Source organism: Pseudomonas helmanticensis, from assembly GCF_900182985.1.
Classification (GTDB): domain Bacteria; phylum Pseudomonadota; class Gammaproteobacteria; order Pseudomonadales; family Pseudomonadaceae; genus Aquipseudomonas; species Aquipseudomonas helmanticensis.
On the sequence record NZ_FXUY01000001.1, the window covers coordinates 1,493,902 to 1,513,056 of the forward strand.

Below are 19,155 nucleotides of genomic sequence, written 5' to 3' on the forward strand. Positions count from 1 at the left end.
GACTTCCGCCCTTGCTGCGCCGTGTCTTGCGTCCGTTGCTTGATCCCTATCGACGTTACCGGCATGCGCGGCTGATCCATGCGGTACGCGTTGCCCTCGGATTGTTGGCGACCATCCTGCTGACCACCGGCATCAACCTGCCTCACGGTGAATGGGCTTCGGTGACCATGCTGGTGGTGATCGGCGGTTTGCAGCATCACGGCAACATCGGCAAGAAAGCCGCCGAACGCGCCACCGGCACGCTGATCGGCGCCGGCGTCGGTTTGTTATTGGTGGCACAGCAGGCCTGGCTCGGCATGCCATGGCTGACCTATTTTGCGATGGCGGTGGTCTGCGGATTTTTCTCCTATCACGCCATCGGCAAGGGCGGCTACACCGCCCTGCTCTCGGCCATCACCGTGTTCATCGTCGCCGGGCATGGCGACAATCCGATCACCGACGGCTTGTGGCGCGGTGTCGACATTCTGATCGGCATCGCCCTCGCCCTGGCCTTCTCGTTCGCCCTGCCGCTGTACGCCGTGTACTCGTGGCGCTACAACCTGGCCGACGCCTTGCGCGATTGCGCCACGGTGTACGGGCGCATCATCAGCGGCCAGGCGGTGAGCGCCGATGAGCACCTGAAACTGATGAGCCGCCTCGGTGCGGTGATGGTGCAACTGCGTTCGCTGATGCCATCGGTGTCCAAGGAAGTGAAGATTTCCATGACCGAACTCGATGCCATCCAGCGCAACCTGCGAATGTGCATCAGCACCCTGGAGATCCTCGGCAATACCCGGCCGGACAGCAACGATCCGCAGGCCATGGCCCATCTGCAAACCGCACTGAAGGCTGAACACCGGCAGATTCGTGTGCAACTGATCGGCATGGCGCGGGCCTTGAAAACCGGCGCTTCGCAACGACTGGAGCGACCGCTGGAGTTGCCGGACGCCAGCCTCGACACAGCGGTCTACAGCGCACTGGACGGCTATCGCCTGTTGACCCGGCAACTGGCCGCGAACATCGGCGAGATGCGCCAGCGCCTGGCGAAGACCGCACCGCGCTGGAACATCTGAACAGCGCCGGAGAATTTACATGTAACAAAACCGACAGGATCATTACAATGCGCCATCACAGTGGACGTGTCATGGGCGCATAAATGCAATTCAGGAAGAATATCAATGCTTTACGAGCGCTAGCCGTCCTCGCGGTGGTGCTTTTTCACTTCCGGATTCCGGGCTTTGACGGCGGTTTTGTCGGCGTTGACATATTCTTCGTGATCTCCGGCTTTCTGATGACCGGGATCATTGTCAGCGGTCTGCAGCAACAAAAGTTCTCCCTTCTCGGCTTCTATGCCTCCCGTGCCCGACGGATCATTCCGGCGCTACTGACCCTGTGTGTGGCGCTGCTGATCTTCGGCTACGTGTACCTGCCGCTGGATGATTTCCGCGAGGCGATCCGCACGATCAAAAGCAGCCTGCTGTTCAGCTCCAATTTCCTCTTTGCCAAAGACGGCAATTACTTCGACGCGCCGCTGCACGAAAACTGGTTGCTGCACACCTGGTCGCTGTCGGTGGAATGGCAGTTCTACCTGCTTTACCCCTTGCTGCTGATGGGCCTGTTCAAATATCTCGGCGCCCGCGCAAGCAAAATCGCCCTGATCGTGCTGGCGGCAATCTCGCTCGGTGCTTCGGTTTACTTGAGCATAACCCAGCCGGTTTTCGCCTTTTACATGCTGCCCACACGCGCCTGGGAGATGATCGCCGGCGGCCTGGCCTTTGTCTTCCCGTTGGCACTCAGCCGACGCAACAGTGCGCTGTTTGAGGGTGCCGGACTGCTGGCGATCGCACTCAGCGTGGCGTTTTTCTCGGAGGAAGACCTCTGGCCGGGTTATCTCGCTTTGCTACCGGTGATCGGTACTCTGCTGGTGATCTACAGCAATCGTCAGTCGCTCTTTAGCCGCAATGAAATCCTGCAGTTTACCGGCAGCATTTCCTACTCCGTCTATCTCTGGCACTGGCCGCTGGTGGTACTGCTGTATCTCTGCGGCCTGTTGACTAGTTGGCCGCACGTGCTGGGTGCAATCGCTTTTTCGTTGTTGCTGGGAGCGGTCTCCTACTACTGCGTCGAATCGAAAGTCAGCAGGGTAACCACCGCGCCACGCACGCTGTTCAAGTTTGCCGCGCTGGTGGTTGGTGTCATCGGTCTGTCAGCCGCAACCTCCTCGCTGGTGAAGAAATACCCCGACGCCCGCCTGGCTTTTGTCGATCTCGGGCAGCCTGAATACACCAGCAAACTCTATCCGCAAGAGTGCTACCCCAATCGTTTCGCAGCGGCTGACTGCAAACTGGGCACCGGCAAGATCTCGGTAATTTTGTTCGGTGACAGTCACGCGCAATCCACCGCTGCTGCCGTGCAGATGAGTAATCCACAAGCCGCATTGTCCTGGTCGCGCGGCGGTTGCCCGCCGTTGCTGAACTTCGAAATGCGCGACAAGGATCTGCAAGACAAATGTCGCGCTTTCAACGAGGAAAAACTGCAAGTACTGAAGACTGACTTCCCCGGCGTTCCCGTAGTGCTGTTCAGCCGCGCCGCGCTGTACGCCGATCCCGGCAGAAGCAACAATTACCGCATTCACTTTCCGGGCAGCCCACATGCTGGCGACGCGGCATTTGTCGATGCTTACATCGCCGAATACAGCAAAACCGTTTGCTCGATTGCCGAAAACCACCCGGTGTACATCGTCCGGCCGATCCCGGAAATGCCGTTCAGCGTCTATAAGGGCCTGAATCTGAATCAACGCCTGTTCCAGCAGACCGCCGATATATCGATCCCGTTGAGCGAGTATGAAAAGCGCAACCGGATTGCCAACTACACGATTGAAGCGGCCGCCAAACGCTGCCATGCGACGGTTATCGATCCGACGCCGTACCTTTGCCCGGCGGGTACTTGCATGGGTTCCAAGGACGGCGTGGCGTTGTACTTCGATGACAACCATCTGGTCGATGCCGGTAACCAGCGGTTGAAAGACCTGTTCAAGGATCTGCTCAAGCCAATCTAGGGCCGCGCCGCCACGCCGGCCCTGGATTTCACCCCCCAACCCTGTTGCATGCCGGCGGCCGCCAGCAGGATCGCTGCCACCCCGAGCCATTGCAGGATTTGCAGACGATGGCCAAAGGCAAACCAGTCGACGAAGATCGCCGCGATCGGGTAGATAAACGACAGCGCGCCGGTCAATGCCGTCGGCAGTTTCTGGATCGCTCCATACAGCAGCACATACATCAGGCCGGTGTGGACGATGCCCAGTGTCACCAGGCTGGCCCAGGCACCGGGTGCTTGCGGCAGCGCCGAAAAGTGCGCGAACGGTGCCAGCAACAGTACACCGGTGCACACCTGAATCAGTGCGATCAAATGCGGTGGCGTGCCGGACAGGCGCTTGATGATCAGCGCCGCAATCGCATAGAGAAACGCCGCGCCCAAGGCCAGGCCGATGCCCAGCAAGTAGTCGTTGCCGCCCTCGCCTTGCGTACCGTGAGCACTGACAATCGCCAGCATGCCGATGAACGAAACCGCCAGCCAGAGCAGCTTCTGCAGGGTGATTTTCTCGCCAAGAAACAGCGCCGCCAGACCGACCAGCATGAACGGCTGCACGTTGTACACGGCCGTGCCGATGGCAATCGAAGCCCGCGAGTAAGAGGCAAACAACAGCAGCCAATTGCCGACAATCGCGACCCCGCTGAGCACCGCCAGCAGGAACGTCGTGCGCGTGAGAATGCCCGGACGCAAGAAGCCGAAGGCCGCGCAGATCAGCAGCAAGGTGCCGGCGCCGAACACACAGCGCCAGAACACTACATCGAGTACCGGTTGCCCGGACATCAGTACGAACCAGCCGATCGTCCCGGAAATCAGCATGGCCGCGGTCATTTCAAATGAGCCGCGCCGGATTGGGTTGTCCATCATCAATCTCCTGAGCAGTTGGCGAAAACCTGACAAAAGTATGCCAATCCCGGCCGGGTGTTCTCCATAGTAAAAAGCAGGCTAAACTCGATTTACGCCTTTTTTATCGCGGGTTATTTCCCTCGATTGCCTAATCCCGGAGTGAGCTCATGACCGACGATATCGACCAGATTCTCATCAGTGCCTTGATGGAAGATTCGCGGCGCTCGCTGAAGGCGCTGGCACAGCTCAGCGGGCTGTCGTCGCCGAGCGTGGCCGAACGTTTGCGCCGGCTGGAGGAGCGCGGTGTGCTTCAGGGTTATACCGTCGAAATCGACCCGAAATGCTTCGGTTACCAGTTGCAGGCCATCGTGCGCGTACGGCCGCTGCCGGGGCAGTTGCAGGAAGTGGAGCGGCAGATTATGGCGATTCCCGAGTTTACCGAGTGTGACAAGGTCACCGGCGAAGACTGCTTTATCGCCCGTCTGCACGTGCGCTCGATGGAGCAACTGGACACCCTCCTCGACCGCCTCAACACCCTGGCGGAAACCAATACCGCGATCGTCAAGAAGACCCCGGTCAAGCGCCGACTGCCGCCAATGGCGTGAGTGCTTTTTTTGCGCGCTCGGCGTAGATTGAGGTTTTTCCGGCGAAGGATTGGCGGTAATGAGAATTCAGGCAATAGTGCTCGCGGCGGTGATACTCGGCGGTTGCGGGACAGTACAGACCGTGGTTCGCGATGATCAGGTCGCGGTGGACGGCCTCAAGAAGCAGAAGAGTTATTGCGGGGCGGTGCCAAGAATCTACAGCGGCCTCGCCTACGACTTTTGCAGTTTGCATGCTCCTCTGGGCGAAGGCGTGGATGCCGACGACTACAAAAACGCCGCAATTCCTGTGGTGTTGATCGATGCCGTGGTGTCCGGGGCACTCGATACGCTTTTGCTGCCCTACACCGTCTACAAACAGCAGACTGACGGCAGCATCGTGATCAACTAGCCGCGAGCATGGCTTCAACACTTTCACACAGACAACAAAAAACCCGCCTAGGCGGGTTTTTCGTTATTTCACAGACTGTGATCAGTCGTCGCGGCTCATGATGCCGAAGATCTGCAACAAGCTGATGAACAGGTTGTAGATCGATACATACAGGCTGATGGTCGCCATGATGTAGTTACGCTCGCCGCCCTGGATGATGGCGCTGGTCTGGAACAGGATGCACACCGACGAGAACAGCACGAAACCTGCGCTGATCGCCAATTGCAGGCCGCTGATCTGGAAGAAGAAGCTCGCCAGCGTTGCACCCAGCAGGACGAAGAAACCGGCGGTGATGAAACCACCGAGGAAGCTCATGTCCTTGCGGGTAATCAGCACGTAAGCCGACAGACCACCAAACACCAGTGCGGTCATGGCGAAAGCCGAGCTGACCACTTCAGCGCCGCCCTGCATGCCCAGGTAACGGTTGAGGATCGGGCCAAGCAGGAACCCCATGAAACCGGTCAGCGCAAAAGCGGACACCAGGCCCCACGCGGAATCACGCAGCTTGTTGGTAAGGAAGAACAACCCGTAGAAGCCGATCAGCACCACGAAAATATTCGGGTAGCCAACACGCATCTGCTGGGCAACGAAAGCCATCACGCCGCTGAATGCAAGGGTGAGAGCCAGTAGGCCGTAAGTGTTGCGCAGGACGCGGCTAACCTCTAGCTGCTCAGCCTGCACGCCGTTATTAACTGCGTAATCCTGTTCGCGCATGGCGACACTCCTGTTGGTTTGAAACGTTCAGTCGCAAAGATCATAACAGACGCTCTGTAACAAGCCATGCAGAGAGTTTGACAGTGTGTTTCATTCAGGTATTATGGCGCCCGCAACGCAACGGAGGTGTGGCCGAGTGGTTTAAGGCAACGGTCTTGAAAACCGTCGACTGTAACAGGTCCATGAGTTCGAATCCCATCGCCTCCGCCATCTTATGTACGACAAAGCCCTGATTATTCAGGGCTTTGTCGTTTCTGGGGTTCGCGGAAATACCAGCCCTCACGAATGTGTTCCATGACTTTTATGGACGCGTTCCATGACTCGACCTGTTTGCACCCTTCCCCGGCGTCCTGCCGAACCTGAAACACTCTTCATGTAACACGGTGCCACGCCGGGTTCTTCCACGCAGAAAACCCGATGCAGAACTCAGATCTGCTCCCGTCCCTCAGGGCCAGCAGAATCGTTTTTCGAACCACGTAACATCCTATTGAATGGTCGCATTCATGCCAGCGTTTGGCGCAGATCAGTACCAGCAAAAAGGCAGTGACGCCGTATCAGCCACGAAAGTGAATGGTAAGTCGATGATCACAAGCGGACCGAGAAATTGCGCGAGTACATATTCACCCTTGACGCCGTCATAGCAATCATAGGGAGGGTTCGTTACGGCCCCAAGCCAAGCACAACCACCGAGTTGAGCTATGGCCAAAATCAAGATGAGCTTCCGTAGCACGTAACTTCCTTATTTTTTCCATTGTGCGATCTGTAGACGCTGTCGCGAAGAGTTAGTTACTTTTCCGACACAACCCGAATGCACTCCCCTCCGCGCCCAAGGGCAACCAGCGGCGCGGAGGGGTGAAGATCTGTGGTGGAACTGCCAGGGTTGAATCCACCCCCTAAGGTGGACACGATGATGGCAATTGGATAGTGTCCGGCGTTCTGCCTGCGACATCAGCGAACAGCAGATTCCGCCTTCGTCCGTGCAGCGATTTTCCCAAAACAACACCGCGTTCGTCGCAATCACCTTTGAGCCAACGGCGAGCCAGGACAACAGATAACGTTGCACGACACAACATCACATAACATCCAATATCAGTTAGAACTCAGGAGATCTCCTTGAACAAGGTTGTTTACGTACCAGCAAAATTCAAACCAGTCGGAAAAGAAGTCACTGTGAAAGTCCCAACAGGAGAAACCAAAAAGGGTTTTTTTGGTGGCTTGAAGGACGTGACCGTCAAAGAAAAGGAATGGCAACAAACCGGTTGGTCTGACTGTGAAATTGATGGGGAAGTTCTTTCTCAGGATATAGCGTCAGCCGTTGCGGAGCTTAATGCTGAAGGTTACGAAGTCGTTGCCATCCAACCCATCACTTCCGGGGCATATGATTACAAATGGGATAAATACAGCTCGGCTGACACCGGAGCCTCTACCTGCTACAGCTATGGATATGGCTACAGCTATACGGAAGGCACAACCATCATTGCAAAAAAAACCAGCAGCAACTAAGCGTGGTTGCAATGGGACCTGACAGACGGTCCAAGGTTGCTGCGGATGGGCGATGCGAAACCTGATACCAAATCTGCGCGCACCTCGCCGCCATCACTTCACCTACAAAAAAGCCCCGATCACTCGGGGCTTTGTTCTATCCAGGATTTGCAAATACACTCAACAACCTCAACCCTCTGAACAAGGACAGGTTCATGAAGAAGATTTTCCTGCTGTTCACGCTCATCAGCGTGCTGGCCGGCTGCAACACCTACTCTGACGGACACCCGCGCAGCTCCGAAGATCCCGGCTGCAAAACCGCTCAGAAGCAGGCGGGATGCCTTTGAATCAGCGTTCGTCGATGGGCGCGATAAAATTTTGCCTGGGCATTCTGTTGCTGTTTTGCAATGCCGACTTTAGCTACCGAAAGCCTCGGAGGGTCTTCACTACGGGTTTCGTCTGTTTCTGCATGGTAGTCGCCGTGACTGAGCTGTTGATCCTGACCATGATTTATTACCCACCCCGGTGAAGCCTCGACCAACAACGGCAGCGAACGCGGCTTTTCTTCTATTGGGCCACGATCGCCGCTGATTCCAGTGAACAGTTTGCTAGTCGCCGCAGTATCCGCCCGGCGTACATGCAAGGCGCAAAAATTCTTTCGCCTGACTCAACATCGGAAGATGCCTAGTTCTGCAACGCAACCTGTTTGGCCTCGATTTTCAGTTCACTGAGGCGCTTGAGCATCGCGATGATGTTGACGCGAGCAGAGCCTTCATTAGCCAGGCGCAGGCGCTTGACGCCAATCACGGAGTCACCGAAACCCGCGGTAAAAGGCGTACGGATGACTTCACGCAGAACGACCTTGTTGGTCTTGGCTTCCACCAGCGTGTATTCCACTTCGCTGGTGACCTCGAAATTCAGTCCGAACAGAGGCTGGTCAACGCGCAGCAAATTCGCCCGCAGAGCATAAGTGGCTGATTTTTCGTCGCCAAGCAAATCAGCGTTAGCGAGCGATTGCTTGAGTGCTGCGCCGAAGTCAGGGCTGTCGATTTCCGAAGTCCACAGAGGGTTGGTTGTATCCCCGCCATTCACTTCGGAAACTCGTACATTTTTCTTCAGCTGTGCGTCGTAAGAGCTTGCCTTGTCTTGATCGGCCGCGACGGTCATGCCGGAAACTTGTGCGGAGGAGGCACAGCCAGTGCAGAGAGCGATGAAGGCAGAAGCTAAAAGCAGGCGCAGATAGATCATTTGAAAATCCTTGAGAGTGTAAATTCCAACGAGATTGCAAATGCTAGCACTTGGCCACTTTTTCAACCACCCAGCAATTCGCCCCGACAACTCAGTGGGTCCCTCCGCCGCCATTCTCGTGTTCTTTCAAGGACTGCACGACTGGCTTCGGCAGGTTGCAACACGCTCAGGAACAGTTGTGTCTTTTCCCAGAAAAATTGAATTAGCCAGTCATCCACCCGGTCAAGAATCATGAACGCAGTAAATCTGACGAGGTAACAGCGATGACTATCGAAGCAGAGACACTCGTAGAATTGACCGAAGCGCTGCAAGAGCGCGGCATGACCTTGGGTGCCGATGTAGCTTTCACACGGGCGCCGTACCGGCACAACCACCGCTGGATCTGTACATTGGAATAACCCTGCGCTATGCCGACGGCGCGACGTTAACGCCCGCCGCCGGCTCCATCCTGCCGCGCCACGCGTGTTCGCGCTCGACAGCAACCAGCCAAAGCCGCCGATAAATGGCAGAATCCCCTCATCCTGATCATTTCGGAGACCACAATGCTTCGCGTGTTTGAACAACGGCTCGACCCATTCCCGCCCGACGAGGCGCCGCCTCCGCCAGTCGGTCTGATGCGGTTTCTGTGGGCCTGCATGCGCGGTGCGCGCGGTTATGTGCTGGTGCTGGCGCTGCTCAGCGCCAGCGTGTCGATCTATGAAGCGTGGCTGTTTTCGTTTCTCGGCCAGGTCGTCGATCTGCTGTCGACATGGCAGGCCGGCGGCGAGGCGAATGGCCAGGAAACCCGAGTGCTTTGGGGGATCGGCATCGTGTTGCTCACCAGCATTGGCCTGGTGGCGCTGCGAACCATGGTCCAGCACCAGATATTGGCGATCAATTTGCCGCTGCGCCTGCGCTGGGATTTCCACCGACTGATGTTGCGCCAAAGCCTTTCATTCTTCTCCGACGAGTTTTCCGGGCGGGTCACGACCAAGGTCATGCAGACCGCATTGGCGGTGCGCGAAGTGCTGTTTACCCTGATCGAGATCCTCCCCGGCATCGGCGTTTATTTCATCGCCATCATTGCCTTGGCCGGCGGTTTCGCGCTGAAACTGATGCTGCCTTTCATTATCTGGGTCGCATTGTTCGCAGTAGCGATGCTGTACTTTGTCCCGCGCCTGGGTGAGGTCGGGCAGGAGCAGGCGCATGCGCGCTCGTCGATGACCGGGCGGATTTCCGACGCCTATACCAACATCACCACGGTGAAACTGTTCTCCCACTCCAAACGTGAAGCGCATTTCGCCCGTGCGGCGATGGAGGACTTCAAGCAGACCGGTTTTCGCCAGATGCGTCTGGTCAGCCAGTTCGAGATCGTCAATCAGGCGCTGGTGGTCGCGTTGATCATGGGCGCCGGCGGCTATGCGTTGTGGCTATGGCACCAGGGCGAAGTCGGCACGGGCGCCGTCGCGGCGATTACCGCCATGGCGTTGCGCATCAACGGCATGTCGCACTGGATCATGTGGCAAATGACCTCGCTGTTCGAAAACATCGGCACCGTTCAGGACGGCATGGCCACCCTCACCCGTGGCCCCAAGGTGCAGGACGCGCCGAACGCCACCGCGCTGGTGCCATCGGGCGGCGCGGTGAGTTTCGACAACGTCAGTTTCAACTACAACGGTGAACGCCAGGTGCTCGACAGCTTGAGCCTGAACATTCGTCCGGGTGAGAAAATCGGTCTGGTGGGCCGCTCCGGCGCGGGCAAATCGACGCTGATCAACCTGCTGCTGCGCTTCTATGACGTAGAAAGCGGCGAGATTCGCATCGACGGGCAAAACATCGCGAAGGTGACACAAGACAGCCTGCGCAGCACGATTGGCATGGTCACTCAGGATACGTCCCTGCTGCACCGCTCGATTCGCGACAACATCGCCTATGGCCGGCCGGACGCAACCGACGCGCAAATCCATCGCGCCGCAGCCAATGCTCAGGCCGACGGTTTCATCAGCCAACTGAGCGACAAACAAGGTCACAACGGCTACGACACGCTGGTCGGCGAGCGCGGCATCAAGCTGTCGGGCGGCCAGCGCCAACGCATCGCCATCGCTCGGGTGATGCTCAAGAACGCGCCGATCCTGTTGCTTGACGAAGCGACAAGCGCTCTGGATTCGGAAGTCGAAGTGGCGATCCAGGAAAGCCTCGATGAAATGATGAAGGGCAAGACCGTCATCGCCATCGCTCATCGGCTGTCGACGATTGCCGCGATGGATCGGCTTATCGTCATGGATGAGGGGCGCATCGTCGAACAAGGCACTCACGCCGAACTGCTGGAGAAAAACGGCATCTACGCGCGACTCTGGCAGCATCAGAGTGGTGGATTTCTGGGTGAGGATCAGGGCGTGAGTGCGGCGCTGGATCAGGCGTAAACGCGTGCCCAAGGACCGTCGCTCGCCGTCGTGCGGTCCTTGTCCCACAGCGCCAGCGGCCCGCCAAACGGGCCAAACCGATCAATGCAGGAATGATCTTCGTATGCCGAAAAAACCGCCCGTTAGCCAACCAGCCGCCAGCGCCGCCGACATCGAGCGCTCGATCCAGGCCCTGAATAAAATGGCCGAGCGCCTTTGGGGCGAGGGTCGCGAAGCGGAAGCCAAAGCCCTGCTCGATGCCCTCGACGCGTTGAACCGGGCGCTCGATCGAATCCGCATTGGCGAGAGCCGCAGGGCCGCGACCCTGCATTGAGCCTCGCGCTTACGGCTTGAGAATCAGCAAGGGCTCAGCTTTCCTGACGATGTAGGTTGCCAGCTCCGAACCCTTGTCCGCGCCGACATTCCTGGCGATATGCGCCACGCCCTCAGGAATGAACAGCGAATCCCCCGCCTGCAACGTCACTGGCGCCCTGCCCTCCAGTTGATATTCAAAAGTGCCGCTGATCACGTATGCCACCTCGACACCGGGGTGCGCATGTTTCGGTGACGTCACGCCGGGGGCGAAATCGACCCGTGCCTGAATCACTTCGCGATCCGCCGCTCCGAGATCCTCGCGGACCAGATCGGTACGGCTCAAGCCTTGTTGCCAGCTCTTCGGTTGAGCGTCTGCCGCGTGGGCGATACCGATCATTGAGACGAGTACTGCAGCGGTGGTCAGAAACAGGGGACGGCGCATGGTGTTGCCCTCTCAAACGTAGTGGTGTGGAGGGCTTTACTCTGAATGCGGCATGTCGGCGGAATGTGTCGCCAGCCTGGGGTTTGTTATGCGCGTGTGTACGCGCACGGGATGGATACACGCTTATACAAAGGAGGCTTCTTTTTGCAGCAGCGCCAACAGCCAGGTTCGGAAAGCGACGATCTTTTTCGAGTCAGCCGTTTCGTGCGGCGTGACCAGATAGAAGCCCAGATCATCTTTCAGGCGCAGATCAAAGGGCGCCACCAGCCGCCCCGCGCGCAAATCATCGTCGACATAACTTGAGCGCCCGATGCACACGCCCTGCCCGTCAATCGCCGCCTGCACCGCCATCATCGCCAGGTCAAAGGTCAACCGTGAACCTTTGGCCAATGCTTGCGGCTGACCGGCAGCATCGAGCCAGGTGTTCCAGTCGTTGGCGGTCATGCCGCTGACCTGCAGCATCGTCTGTCCGGCCAGATCGGCCGGCGTCCGCAAGGCCTGCGTTCCGGCAAGCAACGCCGGGCTGCACACCGGAAAAATTTCGTCGGACATCAGCCAGTCCGCGCGCAAACCCTTCCATTCGCCGCGTCCATAACGGATCGCCGCATCGATACCACCGTGGCGAAAATCCACCAGTTCGGTCGAAGCACTGACCCGCACATCGATATCGGCAAATGCCTGCTGGAAGACCGGCAAACGCGGCAGCAACCACTTCGACGCCAGCGAGACCAAGGTGCTGATGGTCAACACGCTGTGGCTGCCTGATTCGAGCAGTCTTTGCGTCGAGTAGCGCAGTTCATGAAACGCCGCGCGCACACCGGGCAGATACTCTTGCCCTGCTTCGCTCAGCGTCAGGCCGTCCTTGCGCCGCAGAAACAGGACAACGCCAAGTTCTTCTTCAAGCCTGCGAATCTGATGACTGATAGCGGTTTGCGTGACATTCAACTCAGCGCCCGCCTGGGTAAAATTCATGTGCCGCGCGGCGCATTCGAAAGCGCGCAAGCCATTTAGCGAAGGGAGTCTGGCGACCATATGACAATTCATACCCATGAGATTTTGTCATACGCTAGCATCCAAAATGACCTTTGCGAAAGCCTTGTTGAAAGTCGATTCTGACGCCCTTTCACCGTCAGGAAAATGCCATGAAACTGTACTTCGCCCCGATGACCTGTTCGCTCTCCCCGCACATCGTACTGCGAGAATTGGGTCTGCCTTTCGAACTGATTCGCGTCAATAACCAGACCAAGCGCACTGCCGACGGCCGTGATTTTCTCGAGATAAATCCCAAGGGTTATGTCGCCGCGCTGGTGCTGGATAACGCTGAAGTGCTGACGGAAGGCCCGGCGATCCTGCAATACCTTGTCGACCTCGTACCGGGCCATCGACTGGCGCCCGCACCTGCAACCTGGGCGCGCACGCGCTTGCAGGAACAGCTGAATTTCATCAGCACGGAAATCCATGGCGGCAGCGCGCCGCTGTTCAGCGCGGACATTCCCGAATCGGTCAAAAATATCTTCAAGAAGAAGCTGTGCAAGCGCCTGGACTATCTGAACCAAACAATCGCCAATCAGGACTGGCTGATCGGCGACAACTTCAGTGTCGCCGATGCCTATCTGTTTACCGTGCTCAGATGGCTGCCGACCTTCAACATCGACATCGCCGACTGGCCAGCCCTCGGTGCTTACATGCGCCGCATCGGCGCGCGTCCCTGCGTGCTGGCGGCTATCGCCGCAGAAGCGGCGACGCAACCAGTCTGATCAGGGCGTGACGGCAGCCGTCGCGGCCTCATCGATGAACGCCGCCACCTCGTTAGCCCGGGAGGCCAGCGAGGCATGGCTGGCGTCCAGCGTGATGATCTTTTTCGCGCCCAGCCTTGCCGACATCTGCCGCTGGTTATCCGGGTGAATCATGTGATCTTCAGTGGAGATCTGATACCAGGACGGTTTGTTCTTCCAGGCCGGATTGCTGATCGTGTCGCCGAACGTGCTGGCCACCGGCGCCTTCTGAGTGACGGCCATGACCAGAGCCTCATCCGCCGTCAGGTCCTGACAAAAGCTTTGGTGGAATTTGTCTGCCTTGAGCCACAGAAAACCATCGCTGTCTGGCGCAAGGTTCGGCGCTGCGGCCGGCAGATGTTGTTGCGTCAGACCGCCGGGACTTTCCCCGGCGTCCGGCGCAAACGCAGCGATATACACCAGCCCGACGACATTCGGTTGGTTGCCCGCCTCGGTAATCACCGCGCCGCCGTAGGAGTGCCCGACCAACAACACCGGGCCGCTCTGTTGCGCGATCATTTTGCGCGTGCGCTCGGCGTCGTCGGCCAGCGACGTCAGCGGCATCTCCACGGCGTGAATATTCGTGTAGCCCTTGCGCGTCAGTTCGACAATGACTTTGCCCCAATGCGCGGCGCCGCCCCAGAACCCGTGTACCAGCACAATCGTTGGTTTGTTGCTCATGGCCCTGCTCCCGTGTGTGAAGAGAAGATGGTTTGCCAATTACGCGCAGAAGTATGGTGCCGATCGCCCGAACGGGCCATGTCGACAACGAATCTGTAAACTGGCGCGATGTTCACTCGCTCAAACAAGAGAACCCCATGGCCAATCAAGACATCATCTTCACCCCCGATCCGGACGCCGATTCGATTTCCTCTGACGTCACCACGTTCAACGGCATCATGGTCTCCACGCAGATCCCGACCCGGGCCGATGGCAGCCTGGAACTGGGTGGCATCACCGAGCAGAGCGAATGCACGCTGCAAGCGCTGAAAGTCGCACTGGAACGCGCCGGCAGTTCGATGGATCGCGTCATGCACCTGACCATCTACCTCACCGACATGGCTGATCGCGCCGCGTTCAACGAAGTCTACCAACGCTTCTTCGCCAAACCGTGGCCGGTGCGTGCGGCGGTGGGCGTGGCGTCGCTGGCGGTTGCAGGGATGCGCGTGGAAGTTACGGCGATGGCGGCCAAGGCCTGATTCAAGATTGCTCGCGATGGCGTTTGATCTGCGCGCATTGAAATTGAATGTGCCGACGCTTTTGCGAGCAGGCTCGCCCACTCAGGGTTGTGTATCGCAGTGTGTACGAAGCTGCTGGCGATACAGCGACTTGCAACTGCAGCCTTCTTCGACACAGACCGGATACGTCTGCACGCTCCAATGCACTCAAGGTTTCAGGGGTTCATTCAGCACCCTTGGCCAACAGGCTCGCACAGGAGACGTCAGCATGAAGAAGGCCCTGCTCACCCGCACAAGCGCATTTGGTTTGTCGATTCTGGCGTTGGCATTGTCCGGCACGCTTGCCACCGCTCAAGCGCAAACGGCTGAACCTGCCGCTGTCAGTTACTCCGCGCCCTCGCCTTTTGGCCCACTCAAGCATGTAAAGGCCGGTGTACTCGACGTGGCCTACGCCGAAACCGGTCCGGCCGATGGCCCGGTGGTGATCCTGCTGCACGGCTGGCCCTACGACATTCACAGCTATGACGAAGTCGCACCATTGCTCGCGGCCAAGGGCTATCGGGTGTTGATGCCGTATGCGCGCGGTTATGGCGATACGCAGTTCCTCGCCAAAGACACATTGCGCAACGGCCAGCCAGCGGCACTGGCCAGCGACGTCATAGATTTCATGGATGCGCTGAAGATCAAGCAAGCAGTGCTCGGCGGCTATGACTGGGGCGCGCGCTCGGCGGACATTGTTTCGGCGCTGTGGCCGGAACGCGTGAAGGCGCTGGTGTCGGTCAGCGGCTACCTGATCGGCAATCAGGCGGCCGGGCAAAACCCGCTGCCACCCAAGGCGGAATTGCAATGGTGGTATCAGTTCTACTTCGCCACCGAGCGTGGTCGCGCCGGTTACGAGAAAAACACCCATGACTTCGCCAAGCTGATCTGGCAGACCGCCTCGCCACAGTGGAAGTTTGACGACGCCACCTTCGAGCGCAGTGCCAAAGCGCTGGAGAACCCCGATCACGTCGCCATCACCGTGTTCAACTACCGCTGGCGTCTAGGTCTGGTGCAGGGCGAAGCGCGCTACGCTGCGCTGGAACAGAAACTCGCCATCGCGCCGTCGATCAGCGTGCCGACCATCACCCTTGAAGGCGACGCCAACGGTGCCCCGCACCCGGCGCCGGAGGATTACGCCAAGCGCTTCAGCGGCAAGTATCAGTTCCGTTTGATCAACGGTGGCATCGGCCACAACCTGCCGCAGGAAGACCCGCAGGCGTTTGCCAAAGCGCTGATCGATGCTGATCACCTCTGAGCAAACCTGAAAAAAACGGCTGGTGCTATTTGACCAGCCGTTTTTCTTTCGACGGCCGATAGCCGAAATACGCGCTGTAGCATTTGCTGAAGTGGCTCGGCGAAACGAAACCGCACGCCACCAGCACTTCCACTTGCGACAGCTCGGTGTGCTGCAACAACCGTCGCGCTTCGGTGATGCGCAGCTCCAGGTAATAGCGCTGCGGCGTGGTGCCCAGTTGTTCCTTGAAAAGACGTTCCAACTGTCGACGCGAGCGCCCGGCGTACACCGCCAGTTGTTCCAGCTCCAGCGGCTCTTCCAGGTTGGCGTCCATCAGTTTCACCACTTCCCGCAGCGGCGCACTGACGCAGATGTTCTCGTCCGGTTTGATGCGCCGGTAGCGCGACTCTTCGAAAGCCAGAATATCTTCGATGCCCTCGACCAGCGCTTTGCCGTGCAGGCTTTTGATCCAGTCCAGCGCCATGTGGAAAGCCCCGGACGGACTTGAGGCCGTGAGCCGGTCGCGATCAATCACGTAGGGTTCGCTGCTGACGTGGGTGTTCTTGGCGATTTCGGTCAGCGCCGGACGATGTTCCGGGTGGATCGCGCAGCGGTAGCCATCGAGCAATCCGGCGCGGCCGAGAAACCACGAGCCGTTCCACAATCCGGCGAGGCTGATACCGCGCTCTGCGGCAGCCTTGAGCAAATGAATGAACTCGTCACTGGCGCGCAGCTCGGTGCGGTAACCGCCGCACACCACCAGCAGATCCAGTTCCTGCAACGCGGCTGAATCAATACGCGCATCAGGCCGGATCACCAGGCCCAGATCACTGATCACCTCGCCATCTCCCAAACCGAACGTGCGTGAAGAAAACAGCCCCGGCCGCAACAGGTTGGTGGTGACCACCGTATCCAGTGCCTGGGTGAAGGCCGGCAGTGAAAAGTGCTCGAGCAGCAAGAAACCGGTGCGAGTCACGCGCGTGCTGTCAGCAGATTGCTCATTCAGATAGCGGAGGTTTTTGCCTTTCATGCCTCCGCTGAATTGGCGTCGTTCGATCAAGTTGTGGTCCATCGGTCATGTTGTTATGCGCCGATAGTTGGCTTGATCCGCGTCAGAGTCAATCACGCCTGTGGTTGATGGCTCGTCACACAGTGAATCCCGCCGCCACCGGCAGCAACCGCATCGATGTCGAGCTGGACGATTTCACGATCCGGGTACAGCTGCGACAACAGGTCAAAGGCCTTCTGGTCGGCGGCTTTATCGCCGAACTGCGGGGCGATGATCGCGCCGTTGATCACGAAGTAGTTGATGTAGCCGGCGGCGAAGTCCGGGTTGTTCTTGTTGAACTTGCTCTTGCGTGGATTCAGCGGCGGCGAAATCGTGTGGACCTGCAATTTGCGGCCATCGGCATCGGTGGCGTTCTTGAGGATTTCCAGGTGTGCCAAAGTGACCTTGTGATCGTAGGATTCAGGGTCGGTGTCGAGGTTGGCAATCACCACACCGGGTTTGATGAAGCGCGCGTAGAAATCGACATGGGCGTCGGTGATGTCCTTGTTCTTGATTCCCGGCAGCCAGATGATTTTGCGCAGGCCGAGGCGCTCTTTCAGTTCGGCTTCGACGTCAGCTTTGCTCCAGTCCGGATTGCGATTGCTGTTGATCCAGCTGCTCTCGGTCATGATCCCGGTGCCGTGGCCGTCGACCTCGATGCCCCCGCCCTCGCCCACCAGATCGGTGCGGATGTATGTGGCTTGTGCGTCGTCGGCGACCAGTTCAGCGATCTTCGAGTCTTTACTGTGCTGCTGTTTGCCACCCCAACCGTTGAAGTTGAAGTCCACCGCGCCGAGACCACCCTTGTCGTCGATGACGAAATTGGCGCCGATGTCGCGCATCCAGATGTCATCCAGCCCGGCAGTGACGTAAGTGATATTGCGCGTGCCGCAGAATTCTTCGGCGATGCTGCGCTCGTTCTTGCGGCAGAATACGGTGACGGGTTCAAACCGGGCGATGGCGCGGGCAATGCGGCCTAGAGCTTCCTGGACGTCTTCGGTGAAGTCTTCCCAGATCGCATCCTGCGCGCCGAAAGCGATGTAGGCGCGCTCATGTTTATCGCCCTCGTCGGGCATGAACCAGCGGCCTTGCGCAGCAGCCAGGACTTTGCCCGGCGAAAGGCCCAGGCCTGTCACCGCAGCGCTGACAGCGGCGACCACCGAGGCTTGTTTGATGAAATCGCGACGAGTCGTCATGTTGCTTTTCCTGTAGAAAAAAGGGCCGGCGCAATACGCCGGCCGTGGATCATTTGCCAGTGGCGGTCTTGAACTTGGTCCAGGTACGCATGCGTGCGCGCATGTCCGCCTGGGGAATATCCTTGCCCGGGATCAAACGAGCATAGGTCGCTTCGTCGAGGTAGATGTCCGGGTTGTCACGCATGCTCGCATCGACACTCGCCCGCGCCTTGGCGTTGGAGGTCGGGTAACCGGTGAAATTGCTGATCGCCGCCATGTTCTGCGGGCGCATGACGAAGTTGATGAACGCATAGGCGTATTCCGGGTGTTTGGCGTCGACCGCAATGGCCATGGTGTCCATCCATACCGTGGTGCCTTCACGCGGCACGCGATATTCGAAGCGTGTGTGTTTGCCGGCGCTGTCGGAGGTGCGTTGCGCCTGGGTCATGTCGCCGCTGTAACCGAGCGAAAGGCACAGGTTGCCGTTGACCAGATCGGTCACCGGTTGCGACTGGAACTTGCGGATGTACGGCCGCAGCTTCATCAGCAAATCACTCGCCGCCGCCAGATCCGCAGGCTTGGCGCTGCGCGGATCGCGACCGAGATAATTGAGCACCACCGCCAGCACTTCGTCCGGTGAGTCGATCATCGAGATCCCGCAGTCGGCGAATTTCGCCGCCAGTTCCGGCTTGAACAGCATGTCCAGGCTGTTGACCGGTGCGTCGGCCATGCGCTTTTTGATCTGTTCTTCGTTGTAAGTCAGGCCGATGGTGCCCCAGGTGTAGGGCACCGTGGCTTTGTTGGAGTGCTCGTAATGGCTGCGCAGTTTCTGTAACCCGGGTTCGATGTCCGCTGTTTCAGTCAGCTTCGCCTGGTCCAGTGGCATCAGGCTGCCGGCGCGCATCAGCCGTTCGGCCACGGTGTCGCCGGGGAAGATCAAGTCATAGCCGCTGCCGCCGGAGAGCATCTTCGCTTCAAGGGTTTCGCTGCCATCCATGACGTCGTAGATCACCTTGATCCCGGTTTCGGCAGTGAAGCGGCTCAGGGTGTCTTCGGCAAAATAATCGGCCCAGTTGTACAGGCGCAGGGTTTTGTCCTCGGCATGCAATGACGGGATAACGCAGGTCAGCGCCAGGCCCATCGCGCCGAGCAACCGCTTGTGGTTCATAGCCAT

20 protein-coding genes, 1 tRNA gene and 1 pseudogene are annotated in these 19,155 nt (G+C 58.5%); 12 read left to right on the forward strand and 10 right to left on the reverse strand.

What is annotated here, in order from left to right; all coding sequences use genetic code 11:
- Positions 1-11: 11 nt before the first annotated feature.
- Complete coding sequence (locus QOL84_RS06655) at positions 12-1,052, forward strand: FUSC family protein (protein ID WP_174823934.1); 1,041 nt, start codon at positions 12-14, stop codon at positions 1,050-1,052.
- Positions 1,053-1,135: 83 nt separating this feature from the next.
- The gene (locus QOL84_RS06660; protein ID WP_283436655.1) at positions 1,136-3,037 is read left to right on the forward strand and encodes an acyltransferase family protein; all 1,902 of its coding nucleotides are present in this window, start codon (positions 1,136-1,138) and stop codon (positions 3,035-3,037) included.
- Here the strand turns inward: QOL84_RS06660 and QOL84_RS06665 are convergent.
- A pseudogene (locus QOL84_RS06665) lies at positions 3,024-3,933 on the reverse strand (DMT family transporter). The gene QOL84_RS06660 and the pseudogene QOL84_RS06665 sit on opposite strands and share 14 nt — an antisense overlap.
- A 149-nt stretch (positions 3,934-4,082) precedes the next feature.
- Between QOL84_RS06665 and QOL84_RS06670 the strand changes: the two are divergent.
- Positions 4,083-4,520, forward strand: a complete 438-nt coding sequence (locus tag QOL84_RS06670) for an Lrp/AsnC family transcriptional regulator (protein WP_129393293.1) — start codon at positions 4,083-4,085, stop codon at positions 4,518-4,520.
- A 58-nt stretch (positions 4,521-4,578) separates the two neighbouring features.
- Positions 4,579-4,908 (forward strand): YceK/YidQ family lipoprotein, encoded by a 330-nt coding sequence (locus QOL84_RS06675; protein WP_129393290.1) that lies wholly within the window; start codon positions 4,579-4,581, stop codon positions 4,906-4,908.
- Between the two features lie 81 nt (positions 4,909-4,989).
- Here QOL84_RS06675 and QOL84_RS06680 read toward each other — a convergent pair whose 3' ends face one another.
- Positions 4,990-5,661 (reverse strand): Bax inhibitor-1/YccA family protein, encoded by a 672-nt coding sequence (locus QOL84_RS06680; protein ID WP_129393287.1) that lies wholly within the window; start codon positions 5,659-5,661, stop codon positions 4,990-4,992.
- Between the two features lie 122 nt (positions 5,662-5,783).
- Between QOL84_RS06680 and QOL84_RS06685 the strand changes: the two genes are divergently transcribed.
- A tRNA-Ser gene (locus QOL84_RS06685) sits at positions 5,784-5,871 on the forward strand.
- A gap of 313 nt (positions 5,872-6,184) precedes the next feature.
- On the opposite strand, the gene QOL84_RS29455 is transcribed toward QOL84_RS06685, so the two are convergent.
- Positions 6,185-6,391 carry a YceK/YidQ family lipoprotein gene (locus QOL84_RS29455; RefSeq protein ID WP_283436656.1) on the reverse strand — a complete coding sequence of 69 codons (207 nt, stop codon included), beginning with the start codon at positions 6,389-6,391 and terminating at the stop codon, positions 6,185-6,187.
- A gap of 383 nt (positions 6,392-6,774) precedes the next feature.
- Here QOL84_RS29455 and QOL84_RS06695 point away from each other — a divergent pair, with 383 nt between their 5' ends.
- Entirely contained in the window at positions 6,775-7,164 is a 390-nt protein-coding gene (locus tag QOL84_RS06695) for a hypothetical protein (protein ID WP_283436657.1), read from the forward strand.
- A gap of 194 nt (positions 7,165-7,358) precedes the next feature.
- Positions 7,359-7,490 (forward strand): lipoprotein, encoded by a 132-nt coding sequence (locus tag QOL84_RS06700; protein WP_283436658.1) that lies wholly within the window; start codon positions 7,359-7,361, stop codon positions 7,488-7,490.
- Positions 7,491-7,827: 337 nt separating this feature from the next.
- Here QOL84_RS06700 and QOL84_RS06705 read toward each other — a convergent pair whose 3' ends face one another.
- Positions 7,828-8,391, reverse strand: a complete 564-nt coding sequence (locus QOL84_RS06705; protein WP_283436659.1) for a hypothetical protein — start codon at positions 8,389-8,391, stop codon at positions 7,828-7,830.
- Between the two features lie 542 nt (positions 8,392-8,933).
- Between QOL84_RS06705 and QOL84_RS06710 the strand changes: the two genes are divergently transcribed.
- Positions 8,934-10,793 carry an ABC transporter ATP-binding protein gene (locus tag QOL84_RS06710; protein WP_283436660.1) on the forward strand — a complete coding sequence of 620 codons (1,860 nt, stop codon included), beginning with the start codon at positions 8,934-8,936 and terminating at the stop codon, positions 10,791-10,793.
- Positions 10,794-10,896: 103 nt separating this feature from the next.
- Positions 10,897-11,106, forward strand: a complete 210-nt coding sequence (locus QOL84_RS06715) for a hypothetical protein (RefSeq protein WP_129393268.1) — start codon at positions 10,897-10,899, stop codon at positions 11,104-11,106.
- A 9-nt stretch (positions 11,107-11,115) separates the two neighbouring features.
- Here QOL84_RS06715 and QOL84_RS06720 read toward each other — a convergent pair whose 3' ends face one another.
- Both QOL84_RS06720 and QOL84_RS06725 read right to left on the reverse strand, forming a co-directional pair.
- Positions 11,116-11,529 (reverse strand): cupin domain-containing protein, encoded by a 414-nt coding sequence (locus tag QOL84_RS06720; protein WP_283436661.1) that lies wholly within the window; start codon positions 11,527-11,529, stop codon positions 11,116-11,118.
- 123 nt (positions 11,530-11,652) lie between these two features.
- Complete coding sequence (locus QOL84_RS06725; RefSeq protein WP_283436662.1) at positions 11,653-12,561, reverse strand: transcriptional regulator GcvA; 909 nt, start codon at positions 12,559-12,561, stop codon at positions 11,653-11,655.
- Between the two features lie 110 nt (positions 12,562-12,671).
- Between QOL84_RS06725 and gstA the strand changes: the two genes are divergently transcribed.
- Positions 12,672-13,286: a glutathione transferase GstA gene (gene gstA / locus QOL84_RS06730; protein ID WP_283436663.1), complete on the forward strand. Its 615-nt coding sequence runs from the start codon at positions 12,672-12,674 to the stop codon at positions 13,284-13,286.
- On the opposite strand, the gene QOL84_RS06735 is transcribed toward gstA, so the two are convergent.
- Positions 13,287-13,985: an alpha/beta hydrolase gene (locus QOL84_RS06735; protein WP_283436664.1), complete on the reverse strand. Its 699-nt coding sequence runs from the start codon at positions 13,983-13,985 to the stop codon at positions 13,287-13,289. It lies immediately after the preceding gene.
- 137 nt (positions 13,986-14,122) lie between these two features.
- Between QOL84_RS06735 and QOL84_RS06740 the strand changes: the two genes are divergently transcribed.
- Both QOL84_RS06740 and QOL84_RS06745 read left to right on the forward strand, forming a co-directional pair.
- The gene (locus QOL84_RS06740) at positions 14,123-14,503 is read left to right on the forward strand and encodes a RidA family protein (RefSeq protein ID WP_129393259.1); all 381 of its coding nucleotides are present in this window, start codon (positions 14,123-14,125) and stop codon (positions 14,501-14,503) included.
- A gap of 247 nt (positions 14,504-14,750) precedes the next feature.
- Complete coding sequence (locus QOL84_RS06745; protein WP_283436665.1) at positions 14,751-15,779, forward strand: alpha/beta fold hydrolase; 1,029 nt, start codon at positions 14,751-14,753, stop codon at positions 15,777-15,779.
- Between the two features lie 25 nt (positions 15,780-15,804).
- Here the strand turns inward: QOL84_RS06745 and QOL84_RS06750 are convergent, their stop codons facing one another.
- The 3 genes from QOL84_RS06750 to QOL84_RS06760 are packed head-to-tail and all read right to left on the reverse strand — an operon-like array spanning position 15,805 to position 19,155.
- Positions 15,805-16,830 (reverse strand): GlxA family transcriptional regulator, encoded by a 1,026-nt coding sequence (locus QOL84_RS06750; RefSeq protein WP_283436666.1) that lies wholly within the window; start codon positions 16,828-16,830, stop codon positions 15,805-15,807.
- A 50-nt stretch (positions 16,831-16,880) separates the two neighbouring features.
- Positions 16,881-18,002, reverse strand: coding sequence for an agmatine deiminase family protein (locus QOL84_RS06755; protein WP_283436667.1), 1,122 nt, complete (start codon positions 18,000-18,002; stop codon positions 16,881-16,883).
- A 49-nt stretch (positions 18,003-18,051) separates the two neighbouring features.
- Positions 18,052-19,155 carry an extracellular solute-binding protein gene (locus QOL84_RS06760; protein ID WP_283436668.1) on the reverse strand — a complete coding sequence of 368 codons (1,104 nt, stop codon included), beginning with the start codon at positions 19,153-19,155 and terminating at the stop codon, positions 18,052-18,054.

Bases quoted from the DNA above. Each gene is read 5' to 3' on its own strand.
- QOL84_RS06660 (WP_283436655.1), top strand. From the start codon at position 1,136: ATGCAATTCAGGAAGAATATCAATGCTTTACGAGCGCTAGCCGTCCTC.
- QOL84_RS06670 (WP_129393293.1), top strand. From the start codon at position 4,083: ATGACCGACGATATCGACCAGATTCTCATCAGTGCCTTGATGGAAGAT.
- QOL84_RS06675 (WP_129393290.1), top strand. From the start codon at position 4,579: ATGAGAATTCAGGCAATAGTGCTCGCGGCGGTGATACTCGGCGGTTGC.
- QOL84_RS06680 (WP_129393287.1), bottom strand. From the start codon at position 5,661: ATGCGCGAACAGGATTACGCAGTTAATAACGGCGTGCAGGCTGAGCAG.
- QOL84_RS06700 (WP_283436658.1), top strand. From the start codon at position 7,359: ATGAAGAAGATTTTCCTGCTGTTCACGCTCATCAGCGTGCTGGCCGGC.
- QOL84_RS06705 (WP_283436659.1), bottom strand. From the start codon at position 8,391: ATGATCTATCTGCGCCTGCTTTTAGCTTCTGCCTTCATCGCTCTCTGC.
- QOL84_RS06710 (WP_283436660.1), top strand. From the start codon at position 8,934: ATGCTTCGCGTGTTTGAACAACGGCTCGACCCATTCCCGCCCGACGAG.
- QOL84_RS06715 (WP_129393268.1), top strand. From the start codon at position 10,897: ATGCCGAAAAAACCGCCCGTTAGCCAACCAGCCGCCAGCGCCGCCGAC.
- QOL84_RS06720 (WP_283436661.1), bottom strand. From the start codon at position 11,529: ATGCGCCGTCCCCTGTTTCTGACCACCGCTGCAGTACTCGTCTCAATG.
- QOL84_RS06725 (WP_283436662.1), bottom strand. From the start codon at position 12,561: ATGGTCGCCAGACTCCCTTCGCTAAATGGCTTGCGCGCTTTCGAATGC.
- gstA (WP_283436663.1), top strand. From the start codon at position 12,672: ATGAAACTGTACTTCGCCCCGATGACCTGTTCGCTCTCCCCGCACATC.
- QOL84_RS06735 (WP_283436664.1), bottom strand. From the start codon at position 13,985: ATGAGCAACAAACCAACGATTGTGCTGGTACACGGGTTCTGGGGCGGC.
- QOL84_RS06740 (WP_129393259.1), top strand. From the start codon at position 14,123: ATGGCCAATCAAGACATCATCTTCACCCCCGATCCGGACGCCGATTCG.
- QOL84_RS06745 (WP_283436665.1), top strand. From the start codon at position 14,751: ATGAAGAAGGCCCTGCTCACCCGCACAAGCGCATTTGGTTTGTCGATT.
- QOL84_RS06750 (WP_283436666.1), bottom strand. From the start codon at position 16,830: ATGGACCACAACTTGATCGAACGACGCCAATTCAGCGGAGGCATGAAA.
- QOL84_RS06755 (WP_283436667.1), bottom strand. From the start codon at position 18,002: ATGACGACTCGTCGCGATTTCATCAAACAAGCCTCGGTGGTCGCCGCT.
- QOL84_RS06760 (WP_283436668.1), bottom strand. From the start codon at position 19,155: ATGGCTATGAACCACAAGCGGTTGCTCGGCGCGATGGGCCTGGCGCTG.